Source organism: Mycobacterium sp. TH-M11 (genome assembly GCF_057473725.1).
On record NZ_JBYCLD010000397.1, the window covers coordinates 1 to 13,859 of the forward strand.

General features: G+C 67.4%; 13 protein-coding genes. 10 read left to right on the forward strand and 3 right to left on the reverse strand.

Annotated elements, in window-relative coordinates; genetic code table 11:
• Positions 1-1,295: recombinase family protein (locus AC2VOG_RS15710; protein WP_421528866.1), on the reverse strand; the 1,295-nt coding region annotated here is incomplete at its 3' end.
• A gap of 9 nt (positions 1,296-1,304) precedes the next feature.
• Positions 1,305-2,480 carry an HNH endonuclease signature motif containing protein gene (locus AC2VOG_RS15715; RefSeq protein WP_486940802.1) on the reverse strand — a complete coding sequence of 392 codons (1,176 nt, stop codon included), beginning with the start codon at positions 2,478-2,480 and terminating at the stop codon, positions 1,305-1,307.
• A gap of 58 nt (positions 2,481-2,538) precedes the next feature.
• Here AC2VOG_RS15715 and AC2VOG_RS15720 point away from each other — a divergent pair, with 58 nt between their 5' ends.
• The 10 genes from AC2VOG_RS15720 to AC2VOG_RS15765 are packed head-to-tail and all read left to right on the forward strand — an operon-like array spanning position 2,539 to position 12,308.
• Positions 2,539-2,967 carry a VOC family protein gene (locus AC2VOG_RS15720; RefSeq protein WP_486940803.1) on the forward strand — a complete coding sequence of 143 codons (429 nt, stop codon included), beginning with the start codon at positions 2,539-2,541 and terminating at the stop codon, positions 2,965-2,967.
• A 45-nt stretch (positions 2,968-3,012) separates the two neighbouring features.
• On the forward strand, positions 3,013-3,462 hold the full coding sequence (locus AC2VOG_RS15725) for a hypothetical protein (RefSeq protein WP_486940804.1): 450 nt from the start codon (positions 3,013-3,015) through the stop codon (positions 3,460-3,462).
• Between the two features lie 10 nt (positions 3,463-3,472).
• Positions 3,473-5,005: a class I adenylate-forming enzyme family protein gene (locus AC2VOG_RS15730; RefSeq protein ID WP_486940805.1), complete on the forward strand. Its 1,533-nt coding sequence runs from the start codon at positions 3,473-3,475 to the stop codon at positions 5,003-5,005.
• A gap of 36 nt (positions 5,006-5,041) precedes the next feature.
• Positions 5,042-6,289 carry a DNA recombination protein RmuC gene (locus AC2VOG_RS15735; RefSeq protein ID WP_486940806.1) on the forward strand — a complete coding sequence of 416 codons (1,248 nt, stop codon included), beginning with the start codon at positions 5,042-5,044 and terminating at the stop codon, positions 6,287-6,289.
• Positions 6,290-6,298: 9 nt separating this feature from the next.
• Positions 6,299-6,955, forward strand: coding sequence for a TetR/AcrR family transcriptional regulator (locus tag AC2VOG_RS15740; RefSeq protein ID WP_486940807.1), 657 nt, complete (start codon positions 6,299-6,301; stop codon positions 6,953-6,955).
• A gap of 50 nt (positions 6,956-7,005) precedes the next feature.
• Positions 7,006-7,827, forward strand: coding sequence for an SDR family oxidoreductase (locus AC2VOG_RS15745; RefSeq protein WP_486940808.1), 822 nt, complete (start codon positions 7,006-7,008; stop codon positions 7,825-7,827).
• A 13-nt stretch (positions 7,828-7,840) separates the two neighbouring features.
• A complete protein-coding gene (locus tag AC2VOG_RS15750; RefSeq protein WP_486940809.1) occupies positions 7,841-9,061 on the forward strand; it encodes an acyl-CoA dehydrogenase family protein in 1,221 nt (406 codons plus the stop codon).
• A complete protein-coding gene (locus AC2VOG_RS15755) occupies positions 9,058-9,843 on the forward strand; it encodes an SDR family oxidoreductase (protein ID WP_486940810.1) in 786 nt (261 codons plus the stop codon). The genes AC2VOG_RS15750 and AC2VOG_RS15755 overlap by 4 nt, the downstream gene beginning before the upstream one ends.
• Positions 9,836-10,918 carry a phosphotransferase family protein gene (locus tag AC2VOG_RS15760; protein WP_486940811.1) on the forward strand — a complete coding sequence of 361 codons (1,083 nt, stop codon included), beginning with the start codon at positions 9,836-9,838 and terminating at the stop codon, positions 10,916-10,918. Before AC2VOG_RS15755 ends, AC2VOG_RS15760 begins: the two co-directional genes overlap by 8 nt.
• A gap of 1 nt (position 10,919) precedes the next feature.
• Complete coding sequence (locus AC2VOG_RS15765; protein ID WP_486940812.1) at positions 10,920-12,308, forward strand: MFS transporter; 1,389 nt, start codon at positions 10,920-10,922, stop codon at positions 12,306-12,308.
• A gap of 5 nt (positions 12,309-12,313) precedes the next feature.
• Here the strand turns inward: AC2VOG_RS15765 and AC2VOG_RS15770 are convergent, their stop codons facing one another.
• A complete protein-coding gene (locus AC2VOG_RS15770; protein WP_486940813.1) occupies positions 12,314-13,852 on the reverse strand; it encodes an FAD-dependent monooxygenase in 1,539 nt (512 codons plus the stop codon).
• Between the last annotated feature and the right edge of the window lie 7 nt (positions 13,853-13,859).

The following is a 13,859-nucleotide window of genomic DNA, read 5'->3' on the forward strand; positions in this document are numbered from 1 at the left end:
GCCCCGCCGGTGCCCGCCAACTCATAAACCTCACTGGTATCGGTGGCCTCAGCGATGTCACGCCTGGCCTGCTGGATGCGGCTGGTGATCGGGTCGCGGGCCGCGATCCACTCCCGCGCGCTGATCGCGCCGTCGGCATACAACCCGGCCAGCTCATCGAGGCGCGTTTGATCGGCCTCCACGGCCGCCGCCAACGCCGCCACATCATGATTAGGGCTGGCTTTGCCGGCCAACACCTTCGCCAGATCCCGAGAATCCAGGCGGGTCAACACCGCATCAGTCAACAACGCCTCAACCGGTTCGGCGACCACCGTCAGCCGACCACAGCCGCCATGATCGGGTCCTTTCAGACAAACATAGCGGCGCACCCGATGATCGGGATTACTGTGCCGGGCTTGCGAATACAGCCGATTACCGCAACGCCCACACCGCAGCATCCCCGACAACACATACGTGCGCGCCGCCCGCGTCTTGGTCACCGACCGCGCCGCGATACGCGCCAAGATCCGGTCCCGCTCCGCCGGGGTGATGATCGCCGGCCATTTCGCGGGGCCGATCACCTCACCACGATGCTCCCGCAGCCCGGCGATACGGCCCGAGCACAGGATCTGGCGCACCGCCGAGGTCTGCCACGACTTGGCCACCGCCGGGGAAACGCCGGAGTCGTTGAGCCACACCGTCAACGACAACAACGACTGGCCCGCCAAGTAGCGGTCCACCATCTCACGCACCACCGCCGCCTCCGACGTCCGCAGCGTGATCTTGTCGTCCTCGTAGCCGAACGGACGCACCGAGCCGTGCGGTAGTCCCTGTTCGGCGTTCTGCAACATCTTGCGGCGAATACGTGCGGACTTGCGCCCGGACTCCTTGGCGGCGAACGCGGCGAAAATCCGGGCCATGAACAACCCGTCATCGTTACCCAGGTCAATATCGGCGGTCACGGTAGCCACGTCTCGCACACCCACCGACTCACACAAAGCGACAAACTCTTCCAACTCCACCGGTCGGCGATGCAACCGGTCCAAGTTGTAGACGATCACCGCATCCCGCGCCCCTGATGCCAGATCGGCCAGCATCCGCGCATACTGCCGACGCGGCTTGCCCGAGAACGCCGACACATCGTTATCGACATACTCATCGCCAACCGGCCAACCGCGGTCAGCAGACAGCTTGCGGCAATCCTCCAACTGCCGCGCCACCCCCAACCCGGTGCCCTCCACATCAGCCGAGATACGCGCGTAAATCGCCGCCGACCGCACCCCAGCCCGCTGACCAGCGGATTTCATCTTCGCCATGGGGGTATATTACCAACATCTGACCTTGGCCGGGTGGGTGGCCCCATGCGGGTGGGCCACGGCATGGTCGATGTCGCAGTGGGTGGCGGGCTGGTCGCAGCCGGGGAATCGGCAGGTGAGGTCGCGGGCGCGAATGAAAGCGGCCAGCGCTCGTGAGGGACGGTAGTGCGGTTCGGCGGGCAGGTCGGCCGGGTCGTGCAGTGGTTTGACGGTGGCGCCGTTGTTGACGAGCTGGGTCAGCAGCGGTGCGGGCACCGTGCCGCCGCCGATGATCTGCCCGGAGCGCGCTGGGCGCGTTGGGGATGTCGGCGCCACGGGTTCTTCGCCGGCGCCGAATCGCGGATCGGCCGCGGTGTTCAGTGCGGTTTGGTCGGCCAGCACGTAGACGGTGACGTTGGTGGCGCGGGCGTCGGTGCCGGCGGCCGGGCAGTCGGAGTTGCCGCAGGCGCAGGCGAGGGTGTCGGCTCCGGCGGCCAGGGCGCCGAGGGCATCGGCGCGGCGTTGGGCCAGGGTGCGGGGATCGTCGTCGCAGACGGTGTGGGCTAATTGGGTCAGGCGCCGGTCGAGTGCGGTGGCATCGGTGGCGAAAAGTCGGCCCCACAGGGCGGTGGTGCCGTTTTCGCTGTTGCGGGTGTCGATGACGACTTCGCGGCCGCGGGCGTCGCGCTCCTGGCGTCGGATGGCTTCGGGGTCATGCCGCTCGATCAGGGCGTCGATGGCCGCGGCGGTCTTGGCCGCCGAGAGGGGTCCCAGGCCGGTGGCGATCTTGGCGAGCTCGGTGTCGACGGCGTTGAGCAGGTAGGGGTTGGTGATCAACGTGGTGCGCCAGACGATCGTGGCGATCAGTCGGCTGTTGATCGCCCCGTCGAGAAACAGTGCGGCGACCTTGGGCAGTCGCTCACGCAGTGCCGAGGCCAGGTACATCTGAGAGGACGCCAGACCGTGGCTGATCTGCTCAGCGGCGGCGACCTCGGAGGCTGCGGCGTCCCAGTAGTCGCATGACCAGCGCGACCGGTTCACCGCGTCCGTTCCGCGGGTGCGCCGTGCCACTAGTTCGCCGATGACGGCCAGGCGGCGCGCCGAGGCGGCGGCCTCCACCCGGGCCCACCCCGAGATCGCCGCCACCAGGGCTTTGTCGTCGGCCTCGGCCAACGACTCCGGCTCCAGGACGTCATATTCGAACATACGTGCGATTCTAACGAGGGGGTCTGACACGACGCTCCGCCGCTCTAGGCTCGGCCGCATGGAGCAACAGGTGCACTTCGTCACGGTCGCGGCCACCGATCTGGACGCGACCAGGAGTTTCTACGGCGCCCTGGGCTGGGAGCCCCTACTGGATGTCGAGGGCGAGATCGTCTTCTATCAGACGGCGCCGGGCCAGGTGCTGGGGTTCTTTGACGCCGACAAGTTCAACGAAGACCTGGCGCTGCCCAGTGACCACTCCCGGGTCTCCGGGGTCACCACGGCGCACAACGTCGACAGCCCCGCCGCCGTGATCGCGCTGGCCGACGCCATGGCCGCCGTGGGTGGCGTCGTGATCAAGCCGCCGCAACCCGGCCAGTTCGGCGGCGTGTTCCACGCCCACGTCCAAGACCCCAACGGACTGATCTGGGAGATCGCCCACAACCCCGGCTGGCGGATCGCGCCCGATGGCACGGTAATTCTGGGCTGAGGTCGTAGGGTGGCCGGGACATAACGGGAAAGGAACAGCACCACGATGCCCTCTTTGCTGAGCATGGCGTTGGGCGCGGCACCGGTCTTCGGTGGAGCCCTGTTTGCCGCGGCCGCCGGGCAGCTGAAAGGCCCGGACGTACGCGCCCTGATCAAACAGGACCTCGATCTGCTCGACCGGCTTCCCGCGGAGCAGACGCAGCGGCGCGCGGATTTCCAGCGCACCATCGACGAGCGCATTGACGATTTGGTCGCTGCCTCCGACCGAACGAGAGCGCTGCGGGCCGCGGCGCTCTCCTATCAGGGCAATTGGCGCGACGTGGTCTTTTTCGTCTCCTCGGTGCTGTTCACCTACGTCTGGTGGCACATCAATCACGATCGTGGCAATTGGCTGCCGATGTTCATCGTGCTGATCCTCGCGTGCCTCGTCTCCGCGGCCTACGCGCTGCGCGGGACGCTGCGGATGGTGACGCACAAGTGGCGACGCCGGCGATAATAGGCTGCCCATGACTCACGTCGTCGAAATCACACGGCACCACAACCCTTTTCCGGCGACCGGGGTGACCCGCGACCACAACGGTGTCGCGCATTACGCGCAGCTGCCGGCAACACTTCTCGATGTGCTGGCCGAGCAGGCCGAGCAGCGCCCCGACGGTGAAGCCGTGGTGGAACTCGGCGGCGACCGCCTGACCTACCGGCAGTTGTGGCGGCGGGCCGCACGGGTGGCTGGCGGGCTGCGCGCCGACGGGCTGGCTCGCGGTGACCGGGTCGCGTTGCGCTACCCGGCGGGACTGGACTGGGTGCTGGCGTTCTGGGGCACGTTGATGGCCGGTGGAATACCGGTGGCCGTCAATACCCGTTCGGCCGCACCGGAAGTCGACTTCGTGCTCACCGATGCCGGCGTTCGGGTGGACCTGGCGCCCGGCACCGCACTGCCCGATGGCCAACCGTATGTGGTCGACGGGCTCGAAGCGGGCGACACCGCGGCGCTGTTCTACACCTCCGGTACCACCGGCAGCCCCAAGGGAGTGCCCACCACCCACGAGGCGTTTGTGACCAACGCCGAGAACATGATGCGCACCTTGGGCCGGACCCGGACATTGGGCGAGGAATATCGCACACTGATCTCGGTCCCGCTGTTTCATGTGACGGGCTGTAACTCCCAACTGCTGGTCGCCGCCTACACCGGCGGCACCGCGGTCATCATGCCGTCGCTGAATCTTCCCGAGTTGATCGCAACACTTCCTGCGCAACGGATCTCATCGATGGTGACGGTGCCGGCGATCTATTCGCTGCTGCTGAGGCATCCCGACTTCGCCAACGTCGACGTGAGTGGGGTGCGGTGGGTCGGCTACGGCGGGGCGCCGACGGCACCGGCGCTGGTGCGCTCACTACGCGAGGCGTTCGGTGCGGCAACGGTGTTCAACGGCTACGGCATGACCGAGACGGCTTCGCTGATGACGGTGTTGCCGGACTCCGACGCGGTGGCGCATGCGGACTCGGTCGGTTATGTCGTGCCGTCGGGCGATATCGGCGTCGTCCCGCTCGGCGATGATCCGGGTACCGGTGAACTGGTGGTGCGCGGTGCGAATGTGATGACGGGCTACTGGAACCGGCCCGAGGCGACCGCCGCCACCATCATCGACGGCTGGCTGCACACCGGTGATGTGGTGCGCGTCGACGACGCCGGCCGGGTCCACATCATCGATCGCCTCAAGGACATCATCAACCGCGGTGGCGAGAACGTCTCCAGCGTCGAGGTGGAAGCGGCCCTGCTGTCGGCTCCCGGTGTGGCCGACGCGTGCGTGCTCGCAGTGCCCGACGAGGTGATGGGGGAGAAGGTCGGCGCGGTGCTGATCGGCGACCAGCACGAGATTGATGTGGCCGCCGTACTGGAGTACTGCCGCGGCCAATTGGCGGACTTCAAGGTGCCGCAGTACATCACCGTGGTGAGCGAGGCGCTGCCACGCACCGCCAGCGGCAAGTTGCTCAAGGCCCAGCTGCGCGAGCAGGTGCGTTGGGGCTCGCCGCTGCGGTAGCCAGGACTTGTCGGTGGCGGGCGTTACCTTGCCGGCATGGACACAGCACTGCTGATCCTCCTCACCTCACTGGCGCTACTGGCGGTGATCCTCCAGGTGGTGGTGCTTGTGCGCCCTGCCGGCGGGGCGATCTCGCCTGCGCAGCTCTCCGCGCTGCGCGGTGACAGTGAACGCGTGGAGCGGACCCTGCGCGAAGAGCAGCATGCCGGGCGCGCCGAACTCGCCCAGGCCTTTCACCAGTGGCAGCTGACCCTGCACCGCTTCGGATCGACCTTGCAGGGAACGCAGGACAAACTGGGCGCCACGCTGGATCGGCAGCTCAGGAGCCTCCAGACCGAGAACACCGCGCAGCTGGAGAAGATGCGCGCCACGGTGGACGAGAAGCTGCAGGCCACATTGGAAACCCGGCTGGCGCAATCGTTCACGCAGATCTCGGAGCGCCTGGAGGCGGTGCAGCGGGGTCTGGGTGAGATGCAGACGCTGGCCACCGGGGTGGGTGATCTCAAGCGGGTGCTGACCAACGTCAAAACCCGTGGCATCTTCGGCGAGACGCAGTTGGCCGCCTTGCTGTCCGAGACGCTGACGCCCGAGCAGTACGCCACCAACGTCATCACCGTGCCGGGTTCGAACGCCCGGGTTGAATTCGCGATCCGATTGCCCGGCGCCACCGGCGCGCGCGAGGTGTTGTTGCCCGTCGACGCCAAGTTCCCGCGTGAGGACTTTGAGCGGCTGCTCGATGCGCAGGAACACGCCGACAGCGTGGGGGAGGCTGCCGCGCGCCAGGCGCTGATCCGGCGAATCGAAGCCGAGGCCTGCGATATCCACGACAAGTACCTCGATCCGCCGCACACCACCGACTTCGGGATCCTGTTCCTGGCCACCGAGAGTCTGTATGCCGAGGTGCTGCGCCAGCCGGGGCTGTTCGAGCAGATTCAGGCCAAGTACAACGTCACCCTGGCCGGCCCGACCACGCTGGCCGCGCTGCTCAACAGCCTGCGCATGGGCTTTCGCACCCTGGCGATCGAACAGCGCAGCAGCGAGGTCTGGCAGGTACTCGGTGCGGTCAAGACCGAGTTCGGAAAGTTCGCGGCGGTGCTGGAGAAGACCCGCAAGCAACTCGACACCGCCCGCAACACCATCGACACCGCTGGCGTCCGTACCCGCGCCATCGAACGCAAGCTGCGCGGGGTGGAGTCGCTGCCCGAATCGGAGGCCGAAGCCATGCTCGGCGAACTCGGCGCCGGTGCCGAAGAAGTCAGTGAAGTTGACATCGAATTCAGTTAGTCTGCTCGGATGGATGCCGTCCCGGCCGCCCCGGTCCGCCAGTTGCCGGCGACGGTGCGCGGGGCGCGGACCCGGGCGGGGCTGGTCGCCGCGGCGCGCAAGGTTTTCGAGCGCGACGGCTACCTCGACGCGAAGCTGACCGACATCACCAAGGCTGCCGGCTGTGCGACCGGGTCGTTCTACACCTACTTCGCGAACAAAGAGGAGATCTTCGCCGCGGTCCTCGAACAGGCCCAGCAGGACATGATGCATCCGGGCATGGGCCGGGTGAGCGATTCCGACGACCCGTATGCGGTGCTGGAAGCGAGCAATCGCGCCTACTTGGAGGCGTATCGGCGCAACGCCCAGTTGATGGGGCTGCTCGAACAGGTGGCCCAGATCGATCCGAAGTTCCGCGCCTTCCGCGCGCGGCGAGCTGATGCGTTCGTCCAACGCAATGCCGCCGGCATCGCCGATCTGCAGGCACGGGGCATCGCCGGCGCCGACGTCGATCCGCTCCTGGCGTCGCGGGCATTGTCGGGGATGGTCAGCAGACTCGCCTACGGCACCTTCGTCGGCGAGGAGGCCGAGCACAGCTCGGGCGCCGACTTCGAGGCCCTGGTCGCCACGGTCACCCGGCTATGGGCCAATGCTCTGCAATTTCGCACTGTCAACAATCGAACATGAGATCGGATTCAACTAATGCCACTGCGCACCGAAGAACGGGGACGTTGCTTATGAAGGTTGCCGAGCGGGTCGCGATCGTCACCGGTGGCGGTGGCGGCATCGGTGGAGCGCTGGCCGCGGCGCTGGTCGAGGCGGGAGCCAAAGTGGTGGTGGCCGACCTCGACGCGGACGCCGCGGCGGCGGTAGCCGAGGCGATCAACGCCGCGCATCCCGGCGCCGCGGTCGGTCGCGGCGGCGATGTCTCGGACACCGAGACCATCCGGGGACTGATCGCGTTGGCTCAGGAGCGCTACGGACCGGTCGACTTCTACTTCGCCAACGCCGGGATCACCGGCGCCCCCGGCTTGCCCAGCGAAGCCGACTGGGACCAGGCCATCGACGTCAATCTGCGCTCGCACATCCGTGCGGCGGAGCTGCTGATCCCCGACTGGGTGCGCCGCGGCGAAGGATATTTCGTCTCCACCGCATCCGCCGCCGGACTGCTCACCCAACTGGGCGCTGCCACCTACTCGGTGACCAAGCACGCGGCCGTCGGATTCGCCGAGTGGCTCAATATCACCTACGGCGATCAGGGTGTGCGGGTCAGCTGCTTGTGCCCGATGGGCGTCAACACGAAGTTGCTCTATGCCGGTGAACAATCCGGTGACCCGCTGGGTGATTTGGCCACCCGCGCGGTCACCTCCGCCGGTGAGGTGCTGGAACCCGCTGACGTCGCTGCGGAGGTGCTCGCCGCCATCGACGACGAACGTTTCCTGATCCTGCCGCACCCGGTGGTGCTGGAGATGTACCGGCACAAGGCAGGCGACTACGACCGCTGGTTGCGCGGCATGCGCCGCTATCAGCGCGGCCTGCTCGATTCTGAAGTGTCCTAGGTGAGGAGCCTGTATGTCCCTGTTTGAAATGTCCGAGCGCGCAACGAAATACCAGACCGACCTGCTGGCATTCATGGACGAATGCGTCTATCCGGCCGAGGCGGTCTACGAGACGCAGATGGCCGAAGCCGGCAACCCGCACTTTCAGCCCCCGATCCTGGAGGACCTGAAGGCCCAAGCGCGTGAGCGCGGGCTGTGGAACCTGTTCCACCCCCATCCGGAATGGGGTCCGGGCCTGACCAACCTCGAATACGCGCTGCTGGCCGAGATCATGGGCCGCAGCCCGCATCTGGCCCCGGAGGCGACCAACTGCAATGCGCCGGACACCGGCAACATGGAGGTGTTCACGCTGTTCGGCAGCGACGAACACAAGGAGAAATACCTCAAGCCGCTGCTGGAGGGCACCATCCGGTCGGCGTTCGCGATGACCGAGCCGCAGGTGGCCAGCTCTGACGCCACCAACGTGCAGTTGTCGATGGTGCGCGACGGTGACGGCTATCTGCTCAACGGCCGGAAGTGGTTCGCGTCCAACGCCTTGCACCAGAACTGCAAGGTGATGATCGTGATGGGCAAGACCGATCCCGACGCCGCCACCCACCGGCAGCAGTCGATGATGGTCGTTCCCATCGACGCCCCGGGCGTCACCATCATGCGCGGGCTGCCGGTCTTCGGTTACCAGGACCGTGAGGGCCACGCCGAGATCGACTTCAAGGACGTCCGGGTACCGGCCAAGGATGTGCTCAAGGGCGAGGGGGAGGGCTTCGCAATCGCCCAGGCCCGGCTTGGCCCGGGCCGCATCCACCACTGCATGCGCTGCATCGGAATGGCCGAGCGGGCACTGGAACTGATGTGCCGGCGAGCGAACTCCCGGATCGCCTTCGGCAAGCCGATCAGTGCGAACGCCAACATCCGTGACTGGATCGCCGAGGCGCGCATCGACATCGAGATGATCCGCCTGCTGACGCTCAAGACCGCGTACCTGATGGACACCGTCGGCAACAAGGCGGCGCAGGTCGAGATCGCGGCGATCAAGGTCGCAGCGCCCAACATCGCGCTCACGATCATCGACCGGGCCATCCAGGTGCACGGCGCCGGCGGCGTCACCGAGGACTTCCCGCTCGCCAGTTTCTGGGCCCACCTGCGCACGCTGCGGCTCGCCGACGGCCCCGACGAGGTGCACAAGCGCGCCATTGCCCGCCAGGAGCTGCGCAAGTATCTCGAGGACGCCCGATGACGACACCGGACTTCGCGGGGCGCACCGCGATCATCACCGGCGGCTCGCGGGGGATCGGATTGGCGATCGGGCAGCGGCTGGCCGAAGCGGGCGCCAATGTGGTCCTGACCTCACGGGACCAGGAGAGTGCCGACGCGGCGGCGGCCCAGGTCAACGGCAACGCGATGGGGGTGGCCGCCCACGTCGCCGACGATGACGCCGCTCAGCGCTGCGTTGACGCCACGCTGGAGCGCTTCGGCAGCATTGACATCCTGGTCAACAACGCCGGCACCAATCCGGCGTTCGGACCGTTGATCGACCAGGATCACGCCCGGTTCGCCAAGATCTTCGACGTCAACCTGTGGGGGCCGCTGCTGTGGACGTCCTGCGCGGTGAAGGCCGGGCTGGGGGAACGAGGTGGGCACGGCGGGGTGGTGGTCAACACGGCTTCGATCGGCGGCATGAGTTTCGCGCCACTGATGGGCATGTATAACGCCACCAAGGCCGCGCTGATCCATGTCACGAAACAGCTTGCGCTGGAACTGTCCCCGGGAATTCGGGTCAACGCGATCTGTCCGGGCGTGGTGCGCACCAAGCTGGCCGAGGTGCTGTGGAAGGAACACGAGCAGGGATTGTCGACCGGCATACCGCTGGGCCGGATCGGCGAGCCGGTCGACGTGGCCGACGCGGTGTTGTTCCTGGCGTCTGACGCGGCGAGCTGGATCACCGGGCAGACCCTGGTCATGGACGGCGGCCAGATCCTTGGTGACGCAACCGGATTCCGGGGAGGTCTCGGTGGCTGAGGAGCCACTGGGCATCGACCCGGCGGCTGCGACCGCGTGGATCACCGAACTGGGCCTGCCCGTGCGCGGGTCGCTGCGCTTCGAGCGGATCGGAATCGGACAGTCCAACCTGACCTACCGGGTGTCCGACGACGCCGGTCATAGCTGGGTGCTGCGCCGGCCGCCGCTGGGAAAGTTGCTGGCCTCGGCCCACGATGTGGCCCGCGAAGCGCGGATTCTCGCGGCCCTCGGCGACACCGACGTCCCCACGCCGAAGGTGTACGGGTTGACCCGCGATGCCGGTGGCGATCGCCAGCGCGGCGAAGCCGGGCGCAGCGGGTCGCCACTGGAGGCAAAAGACACGCCGTTGCTGCTGATGGAGTTCGTCGACGGCGTGGTGGCAGACCGGATGTCGGTGGCACAGGCGCTCTCTCCCGAGCGGCGCCGACAGATCGGGCTGTCCATGCCCAAGACGCTGGCCAAGATTCATGCCGTCGACATCACCGCGGTAGGCCTGGATGATCTGGCCAGCCACAAGCCGTACGCGCAACGTCAGCTCAAGCGGTGGGCCGGGCAGTGGGAGAAGTCCAAGACACGCGAGCTGCCCGCACTCGATGACCTGACCAGGCGTCTGACCGACGCCGTGCCGCAGCAGCAGGAGCTCACGCTGGTGCACGGCGACTTCCACCTGCGCAACGTGATCACGTCACCGGACAGCGGCGAGGTGATCGCGGTGCTGGACTGGGAGTTGTCCACCCTCGGCGACCCGTTGGCCGACATGGGCAGCCTGCTGGCGTATTGGCCGCAGGTCGGCGAAGAGCACATCGCCGGGGAGTTCGTCATCAGCACCCTGGAGGGCTTCCCGGACCGGGCGGAGCTGGCCCGGGTGTACCTGGAAGAGACCGGGCGCGACGCGGCGACCCTGCAGTACTGGCATGCGCTCGGGCTGTGGAAGGTCGCGATCATCGCCGAGGGCATCGTGCGGCGGGTGCTGGACAACCCGGCGAACAAGGCTGCCGCCGGCACTCCCATCACCGCGTGGATCGATGCCTTGGTAGACAAGGCGCGTGAGGTCGCCGACGAAGCAGGCATCTGAGATGAGCACGTCGTATCGCGCCGGCGCCGCCGCCGGCGGGGCCGACCTCGTCGGAGGTGTCCCGCGCCGGCGGATCGCGGTGGCGGCAATGGTCGGCACCACGATCGAGTTCTACGATTTCTACGTCTATGCGGCCGCCGCGGTCACGGTCTTCCCGCACTTGTTCTTCCCGACGGGCAATCCCACGGCGGCGCTGTTGGCCTCGTTGGCGACGTTCGGCTTGGCGTTCGTGGCCAGGCCGGTGGGGTCGATCCTGTTCGGTCACTTCGGTGATCGGCTGGGCCGCAAATCCACCCTGGTCGCCTCCTTGCTGCTCATGGGTGTCGCCACGTTCCTGATCGGTGTGCTGCCCACCTACCACCACATCGGTCTGCTCGCCCCGGTGCTGCTGGCGGCCTTGCGGTTCTGTCAGGGTTTGGCGCTCGGCGGCGAATGGAGCGGTGCTGCGCTGCTGGCCACCGAAACCGCTAAACCGGGCCGCCGGGCGACGGCGGGAATCTGGCCGCAACTGGGTGCGCCCCTGGGCTATCTGCTAGCCACCGCGATCTTCCTGGTCCTGTTCACGTGGTTGGGACCGGCCACCGCCGGCGCGGACGGAGCCGGGCCATTTCTCACCTGGGGCTGGCGGATTCCGTTTCTGCTGAGCGCCGTGATGGTGGCCGTCGGACTGTATGTGCGGCTGCGGCTCACCGAAACCCCGGTCTTCGCGCAGGCGAAGGCCAGCGGTGCGCCGGTGAACGCTCCGATCGCAGCGCTGCTGCGGGGCAGCTGGCGCCGGCTGGTCATCGGCACGTTGGTGATGGTGGTGCCCTACACGCTCTTCTACACCGTGACGACGTGGATCCTGAGCTACGGCACCGCCAAGCGTCCGCCCGAGGGCATCGGCCTGGGCTACGGCTACGCCGAGTTCCTCGGGCTGCAGCTGATCGCCGTGCTGTTCTTCGTGGCGGTGCTGCCGATCGTCGGCAGGCTGGCCGACCACTTCGGCCGACGCCCGCTGCTGCTGTTCTTCACCGCCGGAATCATGGTGTACGGAACCACCTTCGGCGCATTCCTCAAACCGACCGCATCCACCGGTGTGATGCTGGCGTTCCTGATAATCGGGATGACTTTGATGGGCTTGGCGTTCGGCCCGATGAGTGCGGTCTTACCCGAACTGTTCCCGACCAATGTCCGCTACACCGGCTCGGGCGTCGCCTACAACGCGGCGAGCATTCTGGGGGCGGCGGTGGCGCCGTTCATCACCACCTGGCTGGCAACCAGCCACGGCGCGGCCTGGGTGGGCGGCTACCTGTCGATTGCGGCCGCGTGCTCGTTCGTGGCGCTGCTGGCGATGCAGGAGACCCGCGACACCGAGCTACATCAGGTCGGGATCGCCGACGACGTCTGACAATGTCAGGGACTCGGCACGCCGAACCAGCGGGTCAGCGCAGCCTCCAGGGCCGACTGCTCGGACGGGTTGAAACCGTCTGTTGCCCAGGCGATATAGCCGTCCGGCCGGATGAGCAGGGCGGCTGCCGGGGGCTCGGACATGGCGGCCGTGACAGCATCGACCCGACCGGCCCACGGCCGGGCGGCTGCTGCCGCGGTGCCCTCGGCCAGGTCGAGCAGCACCGCACGCCCACTGTGCAATAGCTCGGCGACCCGGCGACCGTCGTCGAGCGTGAAATCCGGGACATGCCATCCGGACAATCGGTGGTCGTCGCCGACGTCGTAGCGCACGTCGGTGCCGGCCAGCAGTTCGGCGAGGTGCGCCGACACCTGCGGGATGGCCGACAGCTCCCCGAAAAGGTCCCGCAGCGCGGCGACGTGCGGTCCCGGCGATACCAACGCGGTCTGGGCGAGCGAGTGCATCATCACCCGCTGCCCCAGGGGCTTGCGCTCGGAGTCGTAGCTGTCCAGCAGCCCGTCGGGCGCCCAGCCGTTGATCTGAGCGGCGAGCTTCCAGCCGAGGTTGATGGTGTCCTGCAGTCCGAGATTCAGTCCCGGCCCGCCCATCGCGCTGTGGACATGAGCGGCGTCGCCGAGCAGCAGCACCCGTCCGGCGCGGTAGCGCTCGGCCTGGCGACTGTTCTGCCCCTCAATGCGGCGCAGCGCATGCGGACCTGGCCCGGTTGGATCGGCGAACGGGATTTCGACGCCGAGAATGCGCTGCAGGCTTTGCCGGAGTTCGGCAAGCGTCATCGGGCCGGCATCACCCGACGAGCCGAACTCCAGCGTGCCCAACAATGACCGGTCGGGCTCGACTTCACCGAACAGCACCAGGCCATTGTCGAACCGGTTGTGGCCATGGGCGATCCGTCCGAAGCCCGGTATCTGAAGGCTGCGATCGACGGCACGCAGATCCTCCGGGATCTGCACGTGCGCCAGCCGCGACACCGTCGCCGCCGTGGTACCGGGAAAGGCGATTCCGGTTGTCTTGCGCACGATGCTGCGGCCGCCGTCGGCGCCCACCAGGTAGTCGGCGGCCAGGGCATAGTCGCCGTCGGCAGATCTGATCGCCGTCACCACGCCGTCGTCTCCGGCGTCGAACCCGGTGAGTTCGTGGCCCCAGCGAACCGCCACGCCGAGCTCAGCGGCGCGCTCCAGGAGTAGCCGCACCAGCTTCGGTTGGGGCACCGCAAGCAGATACATCGGGTTGGCCCGGGTGCCGGTGAAGCTGTGCGACAGATCCAGGGCCATTCCGGAGAACATCCACGTGGGGGAGGGCCGCGGGGGACCGTCCACGCCGCTGAACCTGGTATAGAGACCCCGCAGGTCGAGCATTCGAACCACTTGCCCGACAAGACCGTTGGCCTTCGGCTCAGAACTGGGTACGGGCAACGCGTCGAGCACGACCGGCTGGATTCCGGTCAGCGCCAGCTCGCACGCCAGCATCAGGCCGTTGGGGCCGGCGCCGGCGATGACGACGGGATGGTGTGCTGCGGCGGCCATGGTCATG